The organism is Acinetobacter piscicola, assembly GCF_002233755.1.
Lineage (GTDB): Bacteria > Pseudomonadota > Gammaproteobacteria > Pseudomonadales > Moraxellaceae > Acinetobacter > Acinetobacter piscicola.
The window spans coordinates 475,252-499,408 of record NZ_NIFO01000001.1; the positions used below are offsets into that span (position 1 = coordinate 475,252).

24 protein-coding genes are annotated in these 24,157 nt (G+C 38.1%); 10 read left to right on the top strand and 14 right to left on the bottom strand.

The genetic code is table 11. The features are described 5' to 3' along the window. Positions 1–8 precede the first annotated feature (8 nt). From CDA10_RS07125 to CDA10_RS07140, 4 genes are all read right to left on the bottom strand, one after another. Positions 9–680, bottom strand: a complete 672-nt coding sequence (locus CDA10_RS07125) for a 3-oxoacid CoA-transferase subunit A (protein WP_089604913.1) — start codon at positions 678–680, stop codon at positions 9–11. Between the two features lie 129 nt (positions 681–809). Continuing rightward, entirely contained in the window at positions 810–1,730 is a 921-nt protein-coding gene (catA, locus tag CDA10_RS07130; RefSeq protein WP_089604914.1) for a catechol 1,2-dioxygenase, read from the bottom strand. 132 nt (positions 1,731–1,862) lie between these two features. Continuing rightward, entirely contained in the window at positions 1,863–2,153 is a 291-nt protein-coding gene (gene catC / locus CDA10_RS07135; RefSeq protein WP_089605184.1) for a muconolactone Delta-isomerase, read from the bottom strand. A gap of 14 nt (positions 2,154–2,167) precedes the next feature. Next, a complete protein-coding gene (locus CDA10_RS07140) occupies positions 2,168–3,277 on the bottom strand; it encodes a muconate/chloromuconate family cycloisomerase (protein WP_089604915.1) in 1,110 nt (369 codons plus the stop codon). Between the two features lie 103 nt (positions 3,278–3,380). Here CDA10_RS07140 and catM point away from each other — a divergent pair, with 103 nt between their 5' ends. Next, entirely contained in the window at positions 3,381–4,301 is a 921-nt protein-coding gene (gene catM / locus CDA10_RS07145; RefSeq protein WP_089604916.1) for a cis,cis-muconate-binding transcription regulator CatM, read from the top strand. 16 nt (positions 4,302–4,317) lie between these two features. Here the strand turns inward: catM and benE are convergent, their stop codons facing one another. The 6 genes from benE to catA (CDA10_RS07175) form a co-directional block, all read right to left on the bottom strand. Beyond that, positions 4,318–5,553: a benzoate/H(+) symporter BenE gene (gene benE, locus CDA10_RS07150; RefSeq protein WP_089604917.1), complete on the bottom strand. Its 1,236-nt coding sequence runs from the start codon at positions 5,551–5,553 to the stop codon at positions 4,318–4,320. A gap of 172 nt (positions 5,554–5,725) precedes the next feature. Continuing rightward, complete coding sequence (locus tag CDA10_RS07155) at positions 5,726–6,505, bottom strand: 1,6-dihydroxycyclohexa-2,4-diene-1-carboxylate dehydrogenase (RefSeq protein WP_089604918.1); 780 nt, start codon at positions 6,503–6,505, stop codon at positions 5,726–5,728. A 40-nt stretch (positions 6,506–6,545) separates the two neighbouring features. Beyond that, entirely contained in the window at positions 6,546–7,562 is a 1,017-nt protein-coding gene (gene benC, locus CDA10_RS07160) for a benzoate 1,2-dioxygenase electron transfer component BenC (RefSeq protein WP_089604919.1), read from the bottom strand. A 106-nt stretch (positions 7,563–7,668) separates the two neighbouring features. Then, entirely contained in the window at positions 7,669–8,178 is a 510-nt protein-coding gene (gene benB / locus CDA10_RS07165) for a benzoate 1,2-dioxygenase small subunit (protein ID WP_089604920.1), read from the bottom strand. Positions 8,179–8,189: 11 nt separating this feature from the next. Beyond that, the gene (gene benA, locus CDA10_RS07170) at positions 8,190–9,572 is read right to left on the bottom strand and encodes a benzoate 1,2-dioxygenase large subunit (RefSeq protein ID WP_089604921.1); all 1,383 of its coding nucleotides are present in this window, start codon (positions 9,570–9,572) and stop codon (positions 8,190–8,192) included. Between the two features lie 85 nt (positions 9,573–9,657). Next, entirely contained in the window at positions 9,658–10,578 is a 921-nt protein-coding gene (gene catA, locus CDA10_RS07175) for a catechol 1,2-dioxygenase (protein ID WP_089604922.1), read from the bottom strand. 284 nt (positions 10,579–10,862) lie between these two features. Between catA (CDA10_RS07175) and CDA10_RS07180 the strand changes: the two genes are divergently transcribed. The 3 genes from CDA10_RS07180 to CDA10_RS07190 all read left to right on the top strand — a co-directional run bounded on the left by CDA10_RS07180 (position 10,863) and on the right by CDA10_RS07190 (position 14,809). After that, positions 10,863–11,777 carry a LysR family transcriptional regulator gene (locus CDA10_RS07180; RefSeq protein WP_089604923.1) on the top strand — a complete coding sequence of 305 codons (915 nt, stop codon included), beginning with the start codon at positions 10,863–10,865 and terminating at the stop codon, positions 11,775–11,777. Between the two features lie 296 nt (positions 11,778–12,073). After that, positions 12,074–13,453 carry an MFS transporter gene (locus CDA10_RS07185; protein WP_089604924.1) on the top strand — a complete coding sequence of 460 codons (1,380 nt, stop codon included), beginning with the start codon at positions 12,074–12,076 and terminating at the stop codon, positions 13,451–13,453. 108 nt (positions 13,454–13,561) lie between these two features. Further along, a complete protein-coding gene (locus CDA10_RS07190) occupies positions 13,562–14,809 on the top strand; it encodes an OprD family outer membrane porin (protein ID WP_089604925.1) in 1,248 nt (415 codons plus the stop codon). Between the two features lie 164 nt (positions 14,810–14,973). Here the strand turns inward: CDA10_RS07190 and CDA10_RS07195 are convergent, their stop codons facing one another. Continuing rightward, positions 14,974–15,774: an undecaprenyl-diphosphate phosphatase gene (locus CDA10_RS07195; protein ID WP_089604926.1), complete on the bottom strand. Its 801-nt coding sequence runs from the start codon at positions 15,772–15,774 to the stop codon at positions 14,974–14,976. Between the two features lie 447 nt (positions 15,775–16,221). On the opposite strand from CDA10_RS07195, the gene CDA10_RS07200 reads away from it, so the two are divergent. From CDA10_RS07200 to CDA10_RS07210, 3 genes are all read left to right on the top strand, one after another. Further along, positions 16,222–17,541, top strand: coding sequence for an NCS2 family permease (locus tag CDA10_RS07200; RefSeq protein WP_089604927.1), 1,320 nt, complete (start codon positions 16,222–16,224; stop codon positions 17,539–17,541). Between the two features lie 133 nt (positions 17,542–17,674). Beyond that, positions 17,675–18,676, top strand: a complete 1,002-nt coding sequence (locus CDA10_RS07205; protein ID WP_089604928.1) for an adenosine deaminase — start codon at positions 17,675–17,677, stop codon at positions 18,674–18,676. Positions 18,677–18,754: 78 nt separating this feature from the next. Then, entirely contained in the window at positions 18,755–19,117 is a 363-nt protein-coding gene (locus CDA10_RS07210) for a hypothetical protein (RefSeq protein WP_089604929.1), read from the top strand. A gap of 202 nt (positions 19,118–19,319) precedes the next feature. Here the strand turns inward: CDA10_RS07210 and CDA10_RS07215 are convergent, their stop codons facing one another. Beyond that, a complete protein-coding gene (locus CDA10_RS07215) occupies positions 19,320–19,874 on the bottom strand; it encodes a cytochrome b (RefSeq protein ID WP_089604930.1) in 555 nt (184 codons plus the stop codon). Positions 19,875–20,118: 244 nt separating this feature from the next. Here CDA10_RS07215 and CDA10_RS07220 point away from each other — a divergent pair, with 244 nt between their 5' ends. The 3 genes from CDA10_RS07220 (at position 20,119) to rnhB (ending at position 21,633) form a co-directional block, all read left to right on the top strand. After that, positions 20,119–20,496, top strand: a complete 378-nt coding sequence (locus CDA10_RS07220) for a hypothetical protein (protein ID WP_089604931.1) — start codon at positions 20,119–20,121, stop codon at positions 20,494–20,496. A gap of 138 nt (positions 20,497–20,634) precedes the next feature. Next, positions 20,635–20,997 carry a hypothetical protein gene (locus tag CDA10_RS07225; protein ID WP_089604932.1) on the top strand — a complete coding sequence of 121 codons (363 nt, stop codon included), beginning with the start codon at positions 20,635–20,637 and terminating at the stop codon, positions 20,995–20,997. A 66-nt stretch (positions 20,998–21,063) separates the two neighbouring features. After that, positions 21,064–21,633, top strand: a complete 570-nt coding sequence (rnhB, locus tag CDA10_RS07230) for a ribonuclease HII (protein WP_089604933.1) — start codon at positions 21,064–21,066, stop codon at positions 21,631–21,633. A gap of 74 nt (positions 21,634–21,707) precedes the next feature. Here the strand turns inward: rnhB and csrA are convergent, their stop codons facing one another. Together csrA and CDA10_RS07240 are read right to left on the bottom strand one after the other, a co-directional pair. Beyond that, positions 21,708–21,962 (bottom strand): carbon storage regulator CsrA, encoded by a 255-nt coding sequence (csrA, locus tag CDA10_RS07235; RefSeq protein ID WP_010111264.1) that lies wholly within the window; start codon positions 21,960–21,962, stop codon positions 21,708–21,710. 238 nt (positions 21,963–22,200) lie between these two features. Next, positions 22,201–23,481: an aspartate kinase gene (locus tag CDA10_RS07240; RefSeq protein WP_089604934.1), complete on the bottom strand. Its 1,281-nt coding sequence runs from the start codon at positions 23,479–23,481 to the stop codon at positions 22,201–22,203. Between the last annotated feature and the right edge of the window lie 676 nt (positions 23,482–24,157).

Here is a 24,157-nt window from a genome sequence, read left to right on the forward strand (position 1 = left end):
GACTTCAATTACTGTGCAGGTTTTGCAGCAACAACATGCTGTATAAAGATGCCCGGCGTGATGATGTGTTCAGGATCAAGCGCCCCAAGTTCAACAACCTCAGTGACTTGAGCAATGGTGATATCCGCTGCCATTGCCATGATTGGGCCAAAGTTGCGCGCTGATTTGTTATAAACCAAGTTGCCCCAACGATCGCCTTGATGTGCCTTAATTAATGCAAAATCAGCTTTGATTGGATTCTCCAAAACGAAATCTTTCCCTTCATAATGGAGAGTAGGCTTAGCTTCTGCCAGTAATGTACCAAAACCTGTTGGTGTATAAATCGGCCCTAATCCCATACCTGCTGCTTGGATTCGACAAGCTAAGTTGCCTTGTGGTACCAGTTCGAGTTCGATTTTACCTTCACGATAAAGGTCATCGAATACCCAAGAGTCTGACTGACGTGGGAATGAACAAATGATTTTACGGACAGCACCTGTTTTTAATAGTTTTGCTAAACCATAATCGCCATTGCCTGCATTATTATTGATAATAACGAGGTCTTTGACGCCAAGTTCAATCAAACCATCAATGAGTTCTGCCGGTTGTCCTGCCGTACCAAAACCACCAATCATGATGGTTGAGCCATCTGTAATTTGGGAAAGTACTTCTTTCATGGATAAAGAGCTTTTATCGATCATAAGACTGAACCTTTGTCTATGTTTCTAAATTTCTATGCATAGATGAGTCAATGCATATCTATGCGCAGATATCTAACAAATTGAATAAACTGTGAGATAAGAGGGAATATCTCACAGTCCTCATGTTAATTAAGCACTTACACGGCGACGATCAACTTCAGTAGTTGGTGCATTGTCTTGTTCTTTGACCAATTCAACATTGAACGTAATGTGTTTGAATGGTTTGTTTACACCGCGACGAGCAATTTCCGCTTCATCTGTTACGTCTACAGCAGTTGCAACGAGACCATCACGGGTTGCAAAGGCAAAGTCATCCCAAAGATATTTGTCACCTTCAATATTAAATTGAGTCGTGAGTTTGCGATAACCGGGTGCAGAGACGAAATAATGAACGTGAGAAGGGCGATTACCATGACGACCTAGCAAATTTAAAACAGCTTGCGTTGTACCTTCAGGTGGGCAACCATAACCCACAGGCATGGTGGTTTGTGCAATGTATTGACCATTTGCATCAGAAAGAATTGTACGACGTAAATTGAAGTCAGATTGTGACTTATCAAAGAAAGAATAGTTACCTAAACTGTTGGCATGCCAAACTTCAACTTTAGCGCCTTCAATGATATTACCGTCTGTATCTGTTACAGAACCTTCAATGAATAAAGTATCGATTTTATCGCTTTCAGAGCCATCATCCATACGAGCGAAGCCTACAGATTCTGGCGCGCCAGCAACGTATAGTGGACCTTCGATTGTACGTGGTGTACCGCCCGTAATACCTGCTTTAGCATCAGCTTCATCAGCACGTAAATCTAAATAATGTTCAAGACCTAAGCCAGCAGCTAAAAGACCAAGTTCGTTGGCTTGTCCTGCATCGGTAAAATATTCTAAACCTTTCCAGAGCTCGGACTGAGAAATATCCAAATCCTCAATCGCTTGAAATAAATCGCCAAGTAAGCGTACAACAATTTTTTGAATACGTGGATTCACTTCGCCTGTTGCAGTGTCTACGTTCATTTCCTTGACTAATTTATCTATTTCTTGACGGTTCATACAGATTCTCCTGAAGTATGAAAATATTTACGTGGTTGGCTTTGCTTGCATTAATTTGCTTGCTCTTTTGCTCGCCACATTCCTTGTTATTGCTGTAATTTAAAAAATTAAGTTGGGTGTGATGCGAAAGGCTTAGCTGTCATCATCACGAATTGAAGAAGGGTGACGATTAAGCGCCATCACTTCAATATTCATATAAGGGTATAATGGTAAGCCTTGTAAAATATTGTGAAGTTCTTCATTGCTCTCCACATCAAAAATACTGATGTTTGAATATTGCCCAGTCACACGCCAAATATGACGCCATTTGCCTTGACGCTGTAAATCTTGTGAATAAGCCTTTTCAATCATTTTAATTTCATTGGCTTTTTCTACTGGCATATCGAGTGGGATATGTACATCCATTCGTACTTGGAAAAGCATATTCATTCCTTTCATTATTGACGACGCATGTTGTCGATTTTGTCTTCATCTAATTCAATCCCTAAGCCTGCACCTGTCGGTATTTTTAGCTCGAAATTTTCATATTGAAGTGGTGTTTTTAAAATATCTTCAGTCAATAACAAGGGGCCAAACAACTCAGTGCCATATGCTAAATTACTGAATGTTGAAAATACGTGAGCAGATGCAATCGTTCCGACTGGACCTTCTAACATCGTGCCGCCATACAGATCGATCCCTGCAAGATTCGCCAATTTACCAACTTCACAAGCTTCGATTAAACCACCAGATTGAGCGACCTTAACTGCAAAGACTGATGCTGCATTGCGTTTAGCAAGTTCATAAGCACTTTGTGGTCCAAAGAGTGATTCATCAGCCATGATCGCAAGATCAAATTTTCGTGTTAAGCGTTGCATTGCATCAATATTGTGAATTGCGCAAGGTTGTTCAATCAGATCTACACCACCAGCTTGAAGCATTTGAATGCCTTTAATTGCATTTAGCTCTGACCAAGCACGATTGACATCAACACGAATAGAAATGTCAGAACCTAATGCTTTTTTAATAGTGAGCACGTGTTCTACATCTTGCTCTACAGGACGTGAACCAATTTTTAATTTGAAAATATTGTGACGTTTAGCTGCAATCATTTTCTCAGCTTCAGCAATATCCTTTTCAGTATTGCCAGAAGCCAAAACCCATAACACTGGAATACGGTCACGTAAGCGACCACCTAGCACTTCACTCAGTGGCAAGCCTAAACGCTGAGTTTGGATATCCAACAATGCAGTTTGAATCGCACATTTGGCAAAGCGATTACCGTTGATGTTACGGTTAATGACTTGCATCGTTTGGGCGATATTCATAGCACCTAATGTTTTGAGTAATGGTGCGAAATACGTTTCAATATTGGTTTTTACACTTTCAGGACTTTCTTCAGCATAGCCTAAACCGCCAATCGTGGTTGCTTCACCCCAACCGACCAGTCCATCTTCAGTGGTGACTTTGATGAGTACCAAGGTTTGAGTTTGCATCGTTGCGACCGCCATCTTGTGAGGGCGAATCGTTGGAATTTCGACTAATAGCGTTTCTATGGACTTATACATCTGCGTATTTCTTAAGTATCAATCTATTTATATACCCTAAATTAATGTAAAATCTTTAACTAGGCTCAATTTGGTATTTTTAGATACTTTTTAGGTATATTAAATGGAATTAAGACATCTTCGATATTTTGTCACTGTTGTAGAAGAGCAAAGTATTACCAAAGCCGCTGAGAAATTATGTATGGCCCAACCTCCGTTGAGTCGACAAATTCAGAAGCTAGAAGAAGAGCTGGGAATTTTATTATTTGAACGAGGCTCAAGACCTGTACGAACTACAGAAGCAGGGCAGTTTTTTTATCAGCATGCTGTACAGATTTTAACCCATACAGCACAAGCAACGTCAATGGCAAAGCGGATTAGTTCGGTCAATAAAATTGTTCGTATTGGTTATGTCAGTTCACTTTTATATGCTTTACTACCGCAAATTATTTATCTATTTCGTCAAAATAATCCAGAAATCGAAGTAGAGCTGATCGAGTGTGGAACCAAAGATCAAATTGAAGCACTGAAACAAGGAAAAATTGATTTGGGATTTGGGCGTTTAAGAATTAGCGATCCTGCTATTAAACGTATTTTACTCAGAGAAGAAAAATTAAAATTAGCAGTACATAAAAATCATCATTTAGCTGAATATATTGATCAAGGTATTTATTTATCACAAATTATTAACGAGCCTATTTTTTCTTATCCTGCATCGCAAAAGCCAAACTTCTCAACACTTATTCAATCTATTTTTACTGAATTAGGACTTGTGCCGAAAGACATGATTGAAGTTCGAGAAATTCACTTGGCACTTGGATTAGTTTCTTCAGGTGAGGGGATTTGTATTATCCCTGAAAGTGCTAGTGATATTGGTATGAAGAATTTAGTTTATATTCCAATTTTAGATGTAGAAGCTTATAGTCCAATTTCCTTATCAGTTCGAAATATGGACCAAAGCAACTATATTCCAAGTATCTTGGATTGTATCAAGAATGTATTTGAAGAAGAAAATATGGTACTTAAAACCAGTGATTCAACTTAACTGTATTCGCTCCAACCTAATCCTTAGTCGTTTGTGCTGATTTTAATTCTGTCTTTATCGGTTGTGGCGTGGTTGGTGTTTTCTTGGTTAAAACCAAATGTGCAATGACACCAATACAGATTCCCCAAAATACTGAACTTAGGCCTAAAAAGTGCATGCCTGATGCTGTGGCAAGAAAAGTGATCAAAGCTGCTTCTCGTTGAGATTCATTTTTCATAGCGACTGAAATATTGGTTGCAATCGCACCTAATAAGGCTAAACCTGCAAGTGCAGCAACGAGCTCTTTAGGTAGTAAACTAAACAGCATGACAATACTGCCAGCAAATAAGCCACCTAGAATATAAAAAATACCATTGGCAATCCCTGCAATATATCGCTTTTCTTTTAGCTCATGTGCATCTTTTCCCATACACAGCGCAGCTGTAATCGATGCAAGTACGATGGTGATTCCCCCGACACATGCAACGGCCAAAGACGCAATACTGGTTACTGTAATAATAGGTTTTGCAGGCGTGTCATAACCACTGAGTTTCATAATGGCCATGCCGGGTAAAAACTGCCCAGTCAGGCTGACTAAAATAAGGGGAATAGCAAGGTTTAAGGTGGAATCCCAAGTCCATTCAGGTTGGATAAATTGTGGAATCGCCAAGGTAAAATTAACATCGACAGGATTCATTTTACCCAGTAGGAGACTGAGAACGACACCAGCAACAAGTACCCAAACCATGGCATAACGTGGTGTTAAACGTTTAGCAAAGAGGAAAACCAAGAGCATACTGAACACGATTAAGGGCATACTATCTGTTGCAGTAAATAAACCTAATCCAAATTGAAATAATATGCCTGCCATCATGCCTGCGGCGACATCTTGTGGGATCCACTTTAGTAATTTATCAAAATAACCTGTGATGCCAATCATTAAAATTACTACAGCAGTGGTGATGTAAGCTGCTACAGCTTCATTTAAAGAGACATGGGGAAATAATGTGACCAGTAAAGCAGTACCGGGTGCTGACCATGCTGTAATGACAGGTGTTTTGAATTTAATCGATAAATAGATCCCTGCAACAGCTGCACCAATTGAGATTCCCCAAATCCACGAGATCATCATGGCATTGGAAACATGGGCTTGCTGTGCTGCTTGGAAAAAGATGATCAATGGCCCTGAATAGGAAATAAGAACAGCTAGAAATCCTGCAACAGTCGCTGAGATAGACCAATCTTTTTTTAATGTTTGCAATAGATTTGCCATTGTTTACTTCCTTGCTCAATGGTTATTTTTATCGACTGATATTACATCCATATGTCTATAGCGTATTTTATTGAGCGATTAAAACTGAATTTAATTTTTAATCATCACGGCATAGTAAATATGTTATGTAACATCAGTTGTTTTATATTTATTGATCAGAATAAAACTGAGTTTAACCCTGATCGCCACCACCAACAGGAACAACTGTTCCTGTCATATATGAAGAATCATCAGATGCAAGGAATACGATGGCATTGACTTGTTCTTGAATTGATCCATAACGGCCCATGAAAGTACGATCAATGGTTTGATCAACAACTTCTTGCATCCACAGTTTTTCATGGTCAGAAAGTGGCTTAGCATTTCTAGGCACTTTACGTGGCGGTGCTTCTGTACCACCTGTTGCAATCGCATTCACTCGGATACCATTTTTGGCATGTTCAAAAGCAAGTGAAGCGGTTAATCCGTTCACACCACCTTTTGACGCAGAGTAGGGTACACGGTTAATACCACGCGTTGCAATTGAAGACACATTTACAATCGTACCTTTTTGATTTTTAATCATTTCAGGAAGCACTGCTCGACAACACCATAGCGTTGGAAATAAAGAGCGATTCACTTCTTTGATGATTTCCTCTTCAGAAAACTCTTGAAAAGGTTTCATCCAAATTGCACCACCGACATTGTTAATGAGGACATCGACACGTCCATAAGTTGCAATGGCTTTTTCAACGACAGCTTGTGCACCTGAAAAGCTTTCTAAGTCTGCATTGATGGTGATAGCATCACCACCATTGCGTTTAATTTCAGCAAGAACTTCTTCCACAAATTCAGAGCGATCGGCCAAAACTGCTTGAGCACCTTCTAGCGTGACTTGTAGGGCGACTCCGCGTCCAATCCCTTGTGCTGCACCTGTAACAATAACAACTTTATTTTCAAAGCGCTTATTCATGGCATTCTTCTCCTCAAATATAAATGTTTAAAACGACTTATTAATTGGCAGAGAATTTTTCGAACAAAAAGCTTTTTGGTTTAATGCCTTCCGTATCTAACCAACCACGTACAGCTTCGACCATTGGAACTGGACCACATAGGTAAATATCGACATCACCTTGATTTAACCAATCATTTTCAACATGACTGGTCACATAACCTTTACGTTCATGCTGACTGTCTGCATGAGCAACAACGGTACGGTATTCAAACCAAGCATGTTTTTCTTGTAATTCATTTAACTTTTCAATTGCGACTAGGTCGAAGTCATTTGTTACGCCAAAAACTAAACGAACAGGTTGCTCTGAATGTTTTTCTTCAAGTACTTGCAACATCGACATGAATGGGGCAATACCTGTTCCGCCTGCGAGCATGAGTACAGGACGGGTGACATCACGTAAATAGAAACTTCCAAATGGACCTGTAAACGTCATTTTGTCGCCAGCTTTGACATCTTTACTGAGAAATTCACTCATTTTCCCGTTCGGAACATTACGGACCACAAAACCTGTTAAGCGATTGCCCGGTTTTGAACTAAATGAATATGAACGCGTTTCAGTTGTTCCAGGAATGCCAACATTGACATATTGTCCAGCAAGGAAATGAATATCAGGCTGTCCTTCATCCAATTGAATATCAAAAGTAATGGTTGAATCAGATAGGTTTTCAACACGAGACAGTGTGCCCTGAAATTGATGAATTTCAGTTTTACAAACATCCGATGAAGCTGCGATTTTAAATACAGCATCTGAAGTCGGTTTACATTGACAGGCCAAGATATAACCTTGTTCAGCTTCTTCAGGCGTCAATGCATCTTCAATGTAATTTTCTTCAGGCATATCATACGTGCCTGACTCACAGAAGGCACGGCAGGTACCACATGCGCCATCACGGCAATCTAAAGGAATATTAATTTTTTGACGGTATGCAGCATCTGAAAGCGTTTCATCTTGTGCAACTGAAATAAAGCGAGTTACGCCATCTTCAAATTGAAGTGCAATATTATGGCTTGACATGGCAGAATCCTTTTAATCTATACAAATCTTCTGCCGCTCAGTCAAATTTCCTTTAGCCTGAACGGCGAACCTTGCTGTCTGTTTAAAATATTTGTAACAGACAGTCTTAGAGGTGATAAATATCAATCACTTGGTTGATGTAATCATTTTTTAGCACCACATATTTGCTTAAAATCTGTGGTTGTTCGCCTGAAAAATCGATTTCATAACGTGACATACCAAAATAGCTATAATTGGTTTTATAACGGAAACTTAGCGTATTCCAATTAAAGCGTACTGTGACTTTGTCACCTTCTCGTGCAATAACTTCAACATTGGTAATGTTATGGCTGGTACGCGTATCTGGCATGGTTGCAGAAGAGCGTTCAGTTTTGATACGGAACACACGATCTTCAAGCCCTTGACGATCTGGATAATAAATCAGGGAAATTTCAGACTGTGGATCTTCAGTCAGTTTGTCATCATCATCCCAAGCAGGCATCCAAAAAGAAGCACTGGATGCATAGCACGTTAACCAATCATCCCACTGTTCATCATCCAAAAAACGAGCTTCGCGATAGAGAAATTGGCTGATATTTTCGATACTTGCTTTATCAATTGTTGCAGTCGCATTCATATTGTTTCTCCTTAATCAACCAAATCCAAACCAACGAGTTCTTTTTCTGCTTCGATGGCATGTTTCATGGTTTTTAACCAATATTGATGCTGTGCAAGATAAAGCCCTTCATCTTCAGTTTTGATACAGCTAATCGCAGGTTTTAGACCAATTTCGTTGGCTGCATCATCAGCGCCTTGAATCCAATGCTTTGAACCGCGACACATGTCATTCCATTCCAACTCAATACCGGCATAACCTGCTTGGCAAGCACGGAATTCCTCAAGATCGTCTGGCGTTGCCATACCTGAGGCATTGAAGAAATCTTCATATTGGCGAATACGACGTGTACGCGCTTCGGCAGATTCACCGACTGGTGCAATACAGTAAATGGTCACTTCAGATTTATTGACTGAAATTGGACGTACCACACGAATTTGGGAACCAAACTGGTCCATTAAATAGACGTTTGGATATAGACACAGGTTACGTGAACGCTCAATCATCCATTTCGACATCGGCGCACCGAATTTTTCAGTATATTCATCGGCTTTGGCGTAGTTTGGACGATCTTCTGGGTTTGCCCATTGCGTCCAAAGCAGCATGTGACCATTGTCAAAACCGTATGAGCCACCGCCTTGTTTGCCCCATGAACCTGCGCTCATCGCACGGACATTGTCAGCAGCTTCTTTCTCTTTACGTTGTTGAGTTGTCGCAGCGTAGTTCCAATGTACTGCTGAAACGTGATAACCATCAGCACCATTTTCAGCGGTTAATTTCCAGTTACCTTCAAAAGTGTAAGTAGAAGAACCACGTAATACTTCTAAACCTTGCTCAGACTGATCAACAATCATGTCAATGATTTTGGTTGTTTCACCTAAGAACTCTTCTAAACTTGGAACGTCTGGATTTAAGCTACCGAATAGGAAACCTTTGTAGTTTTCAAAACGTGCAACTTTTTTCAGGTCATGTGAACCATCTTTATTGAAACAGTCTGAATAACCTGCATCCGCTGGATCTTTAACTTTGAGTAATTTTCCAGAATTATTAAACGTCCAACCATGGAAAGGACAGGTATAAGTTGCTTTATTACCGCGTTTATAACGACAAAGTTGCGCGCCACGGTGTGAACAGGCATTGATCATTGCATTTAGTTCACCATTACGGTTTCGTGCAATTACAATGGGCTGACGACCCATGTAAGTCGTGTAGTAGTCATTATTGTTTGGAATTTGGCTTTCGTGTGCCAAATAAACCCAATTGCCTTCAAAAATGTATTTCAATTCAAGGTCAAATAAGGCTTGGTCTGTAAATACTGAGCGATGTAATTTAAATTCACCTGTTTCAAAATTATCGACAAGTAACTCATCAATACGATCAAGATGGCTGGTGTTAATTACTGGAATACGAGGCATGTCTGTTCTCCGACTATCCGTGTGGTGATAGGGCTGAGGCTGTTTGATCTAAACCCCAGACGAGTCATCAATTTTGGTATTTTTGTTATGCGCTTGCGCGACGACGATCTACTTCTGTTGAAGGTGCTTGTGTTTGATCTTTGACCAATTCAACATTAAAAGTAATCTGTTTAAATGGCTTGTTTAAACCACGATGAGCAATTTCAGCTTCATCAGTTACATCAACAGCAGTCGCGACTAAACCATCACGTGTTGCAAAGGCAAAGTCATCCCAAAGGTATTGGTCACCTTCGATATTAAATTGTGTAGTGAGCTTGCGATAACCTGGTGCAGAAATGAAATAATGTACGTGAGAAGGACGATTGCCATGACGACCAAGCATATTTAAAACAGCCTGTGTTGTACCTTCAGGCGGACAACCATAACCAACAGGCATGGTGGTTTGAGCAACATACTTTCCATTTACATCTGCTAAAATGCTACGACGTAGATTAAAATCAGATTGTGATTTATCAAAGAAAGAATAGTTACCTAGACTATTGGCATGCCAAATTTCAACTTTAGCATTTGGGATAATGTTGCCATTGATATCGGTAACAATACCTTCAATGAATAAAGTATCGATTTTATCGGTTTCAGAACCATCATCCATACGGGCAAAGCCTACAGACTCTGGTGCACCTGCAACGTATAATGGGCCTTCGATAGTACGTGGTGTTCCCCCAGTAATGCCTGCTTTAGCATCTGCTTCGTCAGCACGTAAGTCTAAATAATGTTCTAAGCCTAAACCTGCTGCTAAAAGACCAAGTTCATTCGCTTGACCTGCGTCAGTAAAATATTCTAGACCTTTCCATAATTCAGATTGAGAGATATCTAAGTCTTCAATGGCTTCAAAAAGGTCAGCAAGCAAACGAACAATAATTTGTTGTACACGATGATTGACAGTACCAGTCGCCGTTTCCACGTTCATTTGCTTAACTAAAGCATCAATTTCTTGACGATTCATACGATTGCTCCTAAATATGAGTGGTTTGGCATGTGACTCGCAGTGATTGAAATTCTGCTTACTGCATTGCTGACCACTTTTCATGTCCTACTTGAATAAGACTTAAAAAGTTGAACATGCATCGCTTATTCATTTGGCTGACTGAATTAAATTAATTCGCTTGGCATTGTGAAAAGTTTTGCAATCTTGCTTTTCATCTTACTTTTATATACCTTAAAAGAATGGATGATCGCTGTCTAAGATCAAATTTGCATTTATTTATATCTTAAAGGTATGGAGTTGAAATGGAACTCAGACATTTACGCTATTTTGTTGCTGTTGTTGAAGAGCAAAGTTTTACAAAAGCCGCAGAAAAGCTTTTTATCGCTCAGCCACCATTAAGTCGGCAAATCCAAAACCTTGAAAGTGAACTAGGAATTGCACTTTTTGAAAGAGGAAGCCGTCCATTGAAAACCACAGAAGCAGGGCAATTCTTCTATCAGCATGCTGTTAAACTTTTGTCTAATGCGGAAGAAGTAAAGTCGATGACTAAGCGTATTGGCTTGATAGAAAAAACAGTAACAATGGGTTTTGTTGGATCTTTACTCTATGGATTGCTACCGAAAATTGTTTATATGTTTCGTCAGCAACAACCTCACCTTAAAATAGAATTGGTGGAAATGAGCACCAAAGATCAAATTCAAGCTTTAAAAGAAGGCAAAATAGATGTTGGATTTGGACGTTTGAGAATTTCAGACCCTGCAGTGCGACGCGTATTATTACGTGAAGAACCTTTAATGGTTGCTGTACATACCAGCCATCCCTTAGCTTCGGATTTAAAAGGAACATATTTAGCAGATATTGAAGATGAAAATTTATTCCTTTATCCAAGCCATCCCAAACCAAATTTTTCAACACAGGTACGCAATATCTTTTCAGAACACGGATTAGATCCGAAAAATTTAAAAGAGGTCAGAGAAATTCAGCTTGCATTGGGTCTTGTTGCTGCCGGTGAAGGGATTTGTATCGTGCCAGAAAGTGCAAAAACGATTCAATTACCGAATTTAAACTATATTCCACTCTTAGACAGTTCTGCGAAAAGCCCAATTTTCCTCGCTATCCGTTGCATGGATGAAAGTGAAAATATTCGTTCTTTATTTGATTGTATTTATCAGGTTTATGATTTGGAAGGATTTCAATATGATCGCAATCATATATAAGTATAAATATTATGTGAATAGTAATGTATTGATTAATCAGGGCAAATCATCAGATTTGTCCTGAAGGGCGTTCGAAAAATATCAAGAATGGGTAAAAATAATAAAATTAAAAGAAAAAATAATAAAAACAAGAACGAATTATTCTCAAATTTCATTTTCAATCTATTGTTTATAAAATGTTTTTAATTAATCCGACCTTTTAGGTATGAATATATATGCAATCGGTTTTGGACAAAAAATAACAGTTGCCTCATTGTTTGGAAAATTTTATCACGTTTCACAGCAGGAGGCTGAACATGCAAACGAATAAATTGAATATAAATAGCATTGTGGATGAGGCTAAATTTACACCATTTCATTGGAGTGTTTTGTTGTGGTGTTTGATGATCATTATTTTTGATGGTTATGACTTGGTGATTTACGGTGTCGCGCTGCCATTGTTAATGCAAGAGTGGGGGTTATCCGCTGTTCAAGCAGGATTATTGGCCAGTACTGCACTTTTTGGGATGATGTTCGGTGCAATGAGTTTTGGCACACTTTCAGATAAATTAGGTCGTAAGAAAACCATTATGATCTGTGTGGCTATTTTTAGTGGTTTTACTTTCTTAGGCTCATTTACGACGACACCTGTAGAATTTGGAATTTTAAGATTCCTTGCAGGCTTAGGCATTGGTGGTGTTATGCCGAATGTCGTTGCTTTGATGACAGAATATGCACCTAAACGTATCCGTAGCACACTTGTCGCTGTGATGTTTAGTGGTTATGCAATTGGTGGGATGACTTCAGCACTACTTGGTGCGTGGTTAGTTGCTGATTATGGCTGGAAAATCATGTTCTACATTGCAGGACTACCATTGCTTTGCTTGCCTTTAATCTGGAAATTCTTACCTGAATCGCTGATGTTTCTGACTAAAAAGGGTGAGACTCAAAAAGTTGCTGAAATTGTTAAAAAGATTTCTCCACAACAAGTAATTACGCCAGAAACAACATTTGTATTGAATGAAGCGACGATTGGAGATGAAGCACCACTGAAAGCCTTATTCCAACAAGGACGCACGACAAGTACCATCATGTTTTGGATTGCTTTCTTCATGTGTCTACTTATGGTGTACGCACTTGGTAGTTGGTTACCAAAACTTATGATTCAAGCAGGGTATTCGCTTGGTGCAAGTATGTTATTCCTATTCGCGCTTAATATCGGCGGTATGATAGGTGCAATTGGTGGTGGTGTATTAGCAGATCGTTTCCATCTTAAACCTGTATTAATCGTGATGTTTACTGTGGGCGCAGCGGCATTAGTTTTACTTGGGTTTAAGAGTCAACAAGTTCTTTTATATAGCTTAATCGCAATTGCAGGCGCTGCAACCATCGGTTCCCAAATTCTACTCTATACTTTCGTTGCACAATTTTATCCAGCCGCAGTTCGTTCTACAGGCATGGGCTGGGCTTCAGGAATAGGCCGAATTGGAGCAATCGTTGGACCAGTTTTAACAGGTGCTTTACTTACGCTACAACTTCCACATCAACTGAACTTTATGATCATTGCTATCCCAGGTGTAATTGCAGCTTTAGCCATACTTATGGTGAACTTAAAAGCATCTGTTGAAAGTAAATCTAAAGACACAGCAGCGTATCAAAAATCAACAACGATTAAAGCCAGTAATTCATCAATTTAATTAACGACTTGTCACATTCATCATTTTACGGAAGGTTTTACCAACCTTCTGTAGAGGAATTCATCTGTATCAATATAGGAATTGAGATACAGCTTTAAAGGATTAAACATGCAAACCACTGTAAAAACATTACTTTCTATTTTAATCGGCAATTTATGTATGACAGGCTTGAGTCATGCAGATGGCGGAAATGACAACCAATTTAAACTCGTATTAAAAAATGCATTTATTGAACGTAATTTTGATCGAGATGATTTAAAAGATCCAGGGAGTTGGTCACAAGGGATTTCAGGTTTTTATAATTCAAAATATATTCCGACAGTTTTAGAAGTTGCGGATAAACCAATAGAATTAGGTTTAGATGCATCATTGCAATATGCCTATCGTTTAAGTGATGACCGACATGTGAATGATACGGTTTTGCCTTTCGATAAAAATACACAAACTCAAGATCGTAACTTCTTTAAATATGGTGCGACATTTAAAGCACGCTACGATCAAACAGAATTAAAAGTAGGTGAACTTTGGTTAGATCTACCGATTACTTCAGTGGATGCGAGTCGTCAATTAATCAGCTCATATTGGGGTGGACAACTTCAATCTAAAATTACAGATAAATTTAAACTTGAATTAGGACGAGTTGAGCAAGTTTCACCTCGTTATCAAGAAGGTTTTCATCGTTTTTCTTATACTGTAAATGGGCAAAAGCATGAGTCAGAGGGACTGAATTATGTCGACCTTAAATATGATGTGACGCCTAATTTAAAAGCTGAATATTATTATGGTGATTTGGAAGATTTATATGATAAACATTATGTCGGCTTGGAATATTCATGGAAAAATGAGTATTTAAAATCACAGACACGGTTGAAATATTTCAGATCTGCAGATTCTGGTGATGCAAAAGCAGGAGAGATTGATAACCATAATTTTGGGGTTTTAGAGAAAATATTTGTCGGAAATCACAATGCAGCATTGGGTTATCAACAAATTTCTGGTGATACAGCTTATCCACTGCCTGATGGATTCTTGCCAGAGTTGTATTTTATTAACTGGAACGCAACGGGTTTCTTTAAGAAAGATGAAAAATCTATCCATGCAGTCTATGGCTATGATTTTAAAAATTATGTTCCCGGTTTAAATGCGTTGGCAAAATATGCGTATGGTTATGATTTTAAAGATGCACAAGGTCGAGACAATAAAGAATCAGAGTTGAATTTGATTCTTGCATATCAATTTCAAAATCCATCATTGAAAGGTTTAGCATTTCAATGGTTATACATAGACTATGATATTGATCATGGAAATTCATTTCAGGAAAATCGTATCTTAACGACTTATACCAAGAAGTTTTGATGGTTCTAGAATGAAACTTTGCTTTGATCGATCGCTAATATTCTAGTCCAATCAACGCATTATATTCTGATGGTACTTTAGACCAACGATCTTATAAACATACCAATAAAAACCCCCTGAATTTTTGAAATTCAGGGGGTTTTTGATTCTATGGTGTGTTTAATTTATAAGAAAACTATGAGCAAAATCACACCTAATACAACGCGATACCACGCAAATACTCTTAGGGTATGTCTTTCAACAAACTTAACTAAAGCTTTAACAACCAGAAGCGCCGCAATAAATGCAGCAACGAAGCCAACAGAAATATTGACTAAATTATCAGAAGTAAGGACATCGGCATTACGGATCAAGTCATAAGTCGCAGCACCGAGCATGGTTGGCATTGCAAGAAAGAAAGAAAATTCTGTTGCTGCTTTACGAGATAAGCCTGCCAACATTCCCCCGATAATGGTTGCACCTGAACGAGAAGTTCCTGGAATCATGGCAACACATTGTGCAAATCCGACAATGATTGCTTGTTTAATCGTAATATCAGTCGCTTCAATGGTTTTGGGTTCAAACTTTCTTGCTTCAACAGCAAAAATAATTAATCCACCAATGATCAGGGCACAAGCGACGACAAGCGGGCTAAATAAAACTTGCTTAATAAAATCAACGGCTAAAACCCCAATGACCACTGCTGGGATAAAAGCGAGCAATACATTGATTGCAAAACGTCTCGCGTGGACATCCCCAGAAAAAAAACCTTTAACGAGCTCTACAATTTTTTGTCGATATAGCCAACAAACGGCTAAAATTGCACCAAGTTGGATGACCACTTCAAAAACTCGACCACCATCCGAATGGAAATCGATTAAATGTCCAAAAAGAATTAAATGCCCAGTACTTGAAATAGGTAGAAATTCAGTTAATCCTTCGATTAAACCCAAAAATAAGGCTTTAAAAAGCTCAAAATTTTCCATAAATTAAACAATTGATTGGTTATAAAAATTTGAATCATTTTCAATGTATTTCGATATTTTTAGAAATAGAAAATTGTAAATTTTTACGTTTATTCAAAGGCTCGCTATTGTGCTGATATTTATATCGGGCAATCAGTATAAAATTGGTTCATATTTTTTTGATCTTTCACGTTCAAAGTAACTCGATAAGTAGCATAAACAGATTGGTAAAATTAACTCAACAGTATGTTATAATTTGTAATATGTAATCGATTAAGATCGTAATTAAAGCGTTCTTATATAAAAGCTGCCTAACCGCAGCTTTTTTAATTCAAATCGTTTTTTATCGAAAATGTTATTTTGGTACGTTTATTGAATGTTTTGTTCACGCTAAATTTGGACGTGCATCATTTTTTAAATGAACTAGATTTTATCAACGAATAGCTCAAACTCGATAGGGGCTCAGCAATGACAAATCCAAATCCTTCAGCGGGTTTGCTTGAACGCTTATTTAAATTAAGCGAGAACAAAACAACGTTTAGAACCGAAATACTTGCGGGTTTAACGACATTTTTAACGATGTGTTACATCATTATTGTAAACCCGTTGATCTTATCTGAAACAGGAATGGATCATGGTGCTGTATTTGTAGCAACCTGTTTGGCTGCTGCAATCGGTTGTTTTGTAATGGGAATTATCGCAAATTATCCTATTGCACTTGCACCAGGTATGGGTTTAAACGCTTATTTTACTTATTCTGTATGTTTGGGTATGGGCGTTCCTTGGCAAACTGCATTGGCTGCGGTCTTTGTTTCAGGTTTGGTGTTCATTGCGATCAGTATGTTTAAGATCCGTGAAGCGATTGTCAATGCGATTCCAATGTCTTTGAAATTTGCAATCGGTGGCGGAATTGGTTTATTCCTTGCGCTTATCGCATTGAAAAACTCAGGTATTATTGTTGCAAATCAAGCCACTTTAGTGGGCTTGGGAGATTTGAAACAACCAACAGTTTTATTGACTTTACTTGGTTTTACAATGATTGCTGTGATGCATCATTTTAAAATCCGTGGCGCTATTATTATCAGTATTCTTGTGATTACAGGTATTGCAACAGCGCTGGGTATAAATGAATTCAAAGGTGTAGTCGGTACAATTCCTTCAATCGCGCCTACATTCTTACAGATGAACTTTGAAGGTTTGTTTACTGCAAGTTTAGTTGGTGTGATTTTTGTATTCTTCCTTGTCGATCTATTCGATTCTACAGGTACGCTTGTTGGTGTTTCGCATCGTGCAGGCTTATTGAAAGATGGTAAATTACCACGTTTGAAGAAAGCCTTATTTGCTGACTCAACTGCGATTGTTGCAGGTGCTGCTTTAGGTACATCTTCGACGACACCTTATATTGAATCTTCAGCTGGTGTTGCAGCTGGTGGTCGTACAGGTTTAACAGCAGTTGTAGTCGGTATTTTATTTATTGCCTGTTTATTCTTAGCACCATTGGCACAGTCGGTTCCTGGTTTTGCAACTGCTCCAGCATTGCTATTTGTTGGTGTGTTGATGATTCAAGGTATTACCAATATTGATTGGGATGACATCACAGAAGCTGTTCCAGCATTCTTAACCATCGTATTCATGCCATTTACCTATTCAATTGCAGATGGCATCGCAATGGGCTTTATTAGCTATGCAGTGATAAAATTATTTACGGGTAAGGCAAAGACTGTTCCTTATATGGTTTGGATCATTGCTTTACTTTGGGTGATTAAATTTATTGCATTTGGTGGATAATTTCTCCAATCAATGAAAGGGTGTAAACTCAGTTTGCACCCTTTTTTGTTTAAGATGATTAAAGAATTTTTAGTTTGAAAGAAGTTATTTAACTGATTACGAGTTTTTGACTTTGGATTTTTGAGGATAGAACATGAATAGAAATGAACTCATACGTGCTTTACCAAAAGCAGAATTGCATGTGCATATTGAAGGGACGTTTGAGCCAGAACTCATGTTTGCCATTGCTCAACGTAACCAGATTGATATTCCATACAAATCTGTAGAAGAAGTGAAACAGGCCTATAACTTTCATAATTTACAGTCTTTTCTTGATATTTATTATGCAGGTGCCAATGTACTTGTACATGAACAAGACTTTTACGATTTAGCTTGGGCATATTTTGAGAAATGTGCTGAAGATAAAGTTGTACATACAGAAATGTTCTTTGACCCACAAACGCATACAGATCGTGGTGTTGAATTTGCAACGGTGATCAATGGTTTGCAGCGTGCTTGTGATGATGCTGCAACAAAATTAGGTATTTCTTCACGTTTGATTATGTGTTTTTTACGCCATTTAAGTGAAGAAGCAGCATTTCAAACCTTAGAACAAGCTTTGCCATATAAAGATCAAATTATTGGCATCGGACTTGACTCAAGTGAAGTGGGACATCCACCTGCTAAATTCGAACGTGTATTTGCAAAGGCACGTGAGGCAGGTTTCTTAGTGGTTGCACATGCTGGTGAAGAAGGTCCAGCTGAGTATGTGTGGGAAGCTTTGGATTTATTGAAAGTGAATCGTATTGACCATGGTGTACGTTCAGAAGAAGATCCTAAACTCATGCAACGCTTAATTGCTGAAAAAATGCCTTTGACAGTGTGTCCGCTGAGTAATCTTAAATTGTGTGTGGTTGATGATATGGCACAACACAACATTCACAGATTATTAAAGCAGGGCGTACATGTGACGGTGAATTCAGATGACCCATCATATTTTGGTGGTTATATGAATGATAATTTCTTCGCAATCGCTGAAGCACTTGATTTGAATCACGATGAGTTAAAGCAGTTGGCTAAAAATTCATTTGAAGCTTCATTCATTTCAGATGACGAAAAGCAGAAATGGAACAATCAAATCGATGCATTGGTTTAAATAACGATTTATTCTCAGTTATTCTAAAGTGACAATGATAAAGCAGTGTTCATACACTGCTTTTTTAATGAGGACAATATGTTAAAGCGCTTGCTGATTTTACTTTTTGTATTGTTGATCATAGGCGTTGTGATATTCGCTTATACAGGAAATCAAAAACAATCCACGGTACAAAGAATACTGAAACCATGGATTGCATTGCAGTGTGATAATGAATTGAAAGCTTCCAAGTTGTGGCAGGTTTCTTCTTTATTTTTAACGGCGGATCAACAAAACCATGCACAAGAAAAAGTTTGTGAATGTGTCAGTGAAAATGCATTAAACGATGTGCCTACTCAAGATTTGCTGATGGCGACAGTCAATGAAAATGCGAAGAATGAATTAGTACAGCAGGCGCTTATAAATAGTTTAAAAGGTTGCGTACAAGAAGTATTGAAATAATGTGAATGGATTTGAGAATAGCATCTTAAATAGAAATCAATAAATATGAACGTCTGAATGGGGAATTTATTATTTAGTTCATATTTTATTTATTTTCAGTTTTAGTCTTACTATGTTGATTGCTAAAAGAATTTCTAAACTGGAAAAGTTGCATATTTCCTAAACGAAAAGGAAATATGCAACCTGAATTGATCAGAATAAATTAATCGGATTGGCGAGTCATACTTTTGAGTACATTATCTTTATCAATAAAATGATGTTTAAGTGCTGCAAGAATATGTCCAACTAAAAGTAAGCCAGCAGCCCAAGAGAGATAGATATGAACGGGTTTGACAATATCTGTTAAATCAGGATTATCTTGAATCATTCTTGGAATTTCAAATAAATAGAGAACGGGTACAGGGTGTCCTGCGCTCCAACTAAATAAACACCCAGAAATAGGCAATGCCAAAAGCATGAAATATAGACCTAAATGTCCTAAATGAGCCAAGGTTTTCATCATCGGTGACATGGTTTCTGGTAATTCAGGCGCAGGGTGGGTATAGCGCCAAAAAATGCGAATAATGACCAAAAAGATAATTACGGAGGCTATATTTTTATGTAAGGTAATCACATCACCTTTAAAGCTACCATCGACATCGTAACTTAAAAAGTTTCCACTATAAAAACCGATCAGCCACGCAGCAATGAAAATAATGGCCATAACCCAATGAAGCCACTGTGCAGTTTTGGTGTAATATTTTGATTTTTGCGGCATTTTATGCACACCTTAAATATAATTAACAATATCATATCGATTTTTTAGAGCAGTATCATCGCTAAAAATTCAACGTATTGTTTTATATTTGCAACGCAAAGTGTTAATAAACATAAAAATGCTGAATCATTAGTCAAAGTCTGCTTGAATAGGTGACGATTACATGATTCCTGAAAATTTAGGTTTAAACTGCGTGAGAGTTTAGGCAGAATACAGCAACTTGATCTCAAGAAAAGGAATAACTGTGAAAAAATTAGCTGCTCTCGTTGCGTTAACCAGCTTAGCATTAACTGCTTGTGTAACGACAGATTCTACAGGCAGTGCCGCAAGTACCACAACTCAGCAATTGGGTATGGTTGCGATCAAAGTTGCAATCAATGCGAAATGTACGACTGAACTAAATAGTCTACCTGCTTGGAAAACTGCAACTCGTGTGATGACAGATGAGCAGAAAACCAATGTTCAAGGTCAAATTTGTGGTTGTGTGAGTGAAAAAGCGCCTCAAAGCGTAACAGCGGTTGATTTGGCTACAGCAGCGATAGATCCACAAGCACGTGCAACTATTGTTTCAAATGTTGTAACTAAAACAATTAATCAATGTGTTGTTGAAGCGATCAAATAAGTTTTTGTGAAATCAAGAAGCTGGGGCAATCCGAGCTTCTTTTACTGAATTTTTTGTACTTTCTTGAATTTATCTTTTATATTGATGTGAACAATAAAAATCGAAGCATCGTATATTTTCAACAAGGGTGACATTGGTATGAAAAATGATAAATTAATTCTGAGTTTGCTTGGGTCTGTCATACTTACAGCATGTGCATCAAATCCTTTGTCTGGTTCTGACTCAGATGGATTTTCCGTGATTAAGATGGCTTCGCATGCCAAATGCATGGATGAAATTGAAAGCAATCCAACATGGATGTTAAGTAGTAAACTTTTATCTGAAGATCAAAAGCATAAGAAAAAACGTCAAGTATGTAACTGTGTAGGAGAAAATTCACCGAAAGTATTGTCTAAAGAACAGTTGGCATTGGCGGCAATTGATCCGAAAGCGAAAGCAACTTATACCGCTTTGGCAACGACAAAAACAACAGCCGTTTGTGCCTCTGAAATGTTAGACTAAGCGCAAGTGATTGTTGTTAAATTTTTAAAATGGCTGTTGATCAGTCATTTTTTATGAGAGTAGAAAATGTTAATTGCTGGTGTAGATGAAGCAGGTAGAGGCCCATTGGTAGGCTCAGTTGTGGCTGCTGCTGTTATTTTGGATCCAAATAATCCAATTGAAGGATTGAATGATTCAAAAAAATTGACTGAGAAAAAACGTGAAAAGCTATTTGTCGAAATTCAAGAAAAAGCTTTGGCTTGGGCCATTGCAGAAGCCAGTCATGAAGAAATTGATGAGATCAATATTTTACAAGCATCTTTATTGGCAATGCGCCGTGCAGTAGAAAAATTAAAGGTTCAGCCTGAGCATGTCTTGGTGGATGGTAATAAAGTCCCACAAGGTCTTGTTATGAGCTGTGATGCTGTTGTCGGTGGGGATGCATTACATGCGGAAATTAGTGCTGCCAGTATTCTTGCAAAAGTGACGCGTGACCGTGAAATGGTGGTTTTAGACTTAAAATATCCACAATACGGCTTTGCTAAACATAAAGGTTATCCAACGAAGGCACATTTTGAAGCGATTGAAGAACATGGTGTGATTGACCAACATCGCCGTAGTTACGCTCCAGTGAAAAAAGCTCTAGGGATTGGCTAATTATAAATTATTGAAATCCATATAAATTTAAAGCGGCCTCAAGAGCCGCTTTATTTTGCAAAAAGACTATAACCTTAACGATTATAGTTATTTTGCACAGTATTATCATCTTCAAAAGAAGGCTGATAATCTTGATCGATGTGTTGAAGATGTTCATGCATAGCACGTTCATGTTGAATTCGTTGATAGATTTCTTCGCGATGAACAGATACTTCTTTTGGTGCATTTACACCAATACGCACTTGATTACCTTTGACACCAAGTACAGTTACACTGACTTGATCCCCAATCATTAATGTTTCTCCGACACGACGGGTCAGAATCAGCATGTTTATCTCCTTGCTTAAACGCTAAACCTGCGATGAATTTCAAAATACGAAAAACAACCTCGATAGCAGAGACAATTTTAACAGAAAAATGTGACAAATTTTTCACTTTGCACGTTCTGTTGAAAATTATTCTTAAACCTCATAATCTAATATAACAGAGCCACTATAGTAAAAACTATAGTGGCTCATGTTTTTTATCACTTGGAATAGTGAAATATTTAACGATTATGATTAAATATTAAGCATGTACGCTTGATTCACCGTGTTCACGGTCTAAACCAAAAGCAGTGTGTAGTGAACGAACAGCAAGTTCTAGGTAATTTTCTTCAATAATCACTGAAATTTTAATTTCAGAAGTTGAAATCATTAGGATATTGATACCTTCGTCTGCAAGTGCGGTAAACATTTTACTTGCAACACCTGCATGTGAGCGCATACCCACACCCACGATTGACACTTTAACAATATCATCGCGAGTTGCTACTTCACGTGCACCAATTGCACGAGCAGTTTCTTCTAAAATTGTTGTCGCTTTCTTAAGGTCGCCACGATTTACTGTGAACGTAAAGTCAGTTGTGCCATCTTCTTCAACATTTTGGATAATCATATCCACTTCAATGTTTGCAGCACCAATAGGCGATAATATTTTAGAGGCAATACCAGGGACATCAGGTACACCTAAAATTGTTAATTTAGCTTCGTCACGGTTAAATGCGATACCTGAAATAATTGGCTGTTCCATATTGTCTTCCGCTTCTGTGGTGATTAGTGTCCCGACATTTTTTTTGAAATGTTCATCGAATGCGCCATCATTGTCATTATCAAAACTTGATAATACACGTAAAGGCACTTGGTATTTTCCTGCAAATTCAACAGAACGAATTTGCAAAACTTTTGAACCAAGTGATGCCATTTCAAGCATTTCTTCAAATGAAATGCGGTCAACTTTTTTCGCTTTAGGTGCAACACGAGGGTCAGTAGTATATACGCCATCAACATCTGTATAAATCTGACATTCATCCGCTTTAAGTGCCGCAGCAAGTGCTACACCTGAAGTATCTGAACCACCACGGCCTAAAGTTGTGGTATTGCCATCAGCATCAAAGCCTTGGAAACCTGCAACAACAATGACACGACCTGCATCTAAATGCTCTGTCATTACATCAGTATCAATCGATTCAATACGTGCTTTTGTATATGCGTTGTCAGTTTTGATACCGACTTGGCGACCTGTTAGAGATTTTGCTTCAACACCAATCGAGTTAAGCGCCATTGCTAACATTGAAATCGTTACCTGTTCACCGGTAGACACCATTTGGTCTAATTCACGAGGATCAGGGGTTTCGGTAATGGCTTTCGCTAAAGCCAATAAGCGGTTGGTTTCACCACTCATTGCTGATACAACCACTACAACCTTGTGGCCGTGGTCATGCCAACGCTTTACACGACGAGCAACATTTAAAATGCGCTCGGGAGTACCCATAGAGGTACCGCCATATTTTTGAACGATTAATGCCATAACACCTAAACCCTTGTTATCAAACAGGTAAAGTTATTTCTTGCTTTCTACTATTTGTATTATGTACGCATATATGTACATAAATGAAAATATTGAGTTTTTAGCAAGCCGTAAAAATTGCGATAAGTATATAGCAAGCGAAATACACTAACAATCATTGATATAGACTAAAACCCATGAGTCTAATGATTGTTAGCATTAATGTTATTTATATAGCCTTTTTTGTTTGCTCTGTATTTTGATGTTATTTTTCCATCCAATAATGTCTGTGGCTAAGTCGTGCTTTATTGTACTGCATGCAGAATCAAATATAGGGGCAGGGAAAAGGATGCCTAAGGTGTTTTACTTTCCTAAGGATGAAGTGCGCGCTTGGTAGTTTGAAACATTTTACAGACACAGTTGGAGGTTATATATTTGTTCATCAACCTTCCTCCATCAACCTTACAGCACATCATGCTGACAAAAATTCACTAACAAGATGAAAACTAAGATTAATACACGTTGATCGTGAGAGTAGGTTTGATTATCCTTAAATCACAATGATTTGAGAATAACTTCATGAAAAACATAATTCTTGTTTTAATTTTAACATCACCTGTTGTTGCTTCTGCAGTTCATTTGAAATCTATTCGTACAAGCTTTGATTATCAATAATAAGAAGAAGGGTTGCTAAATC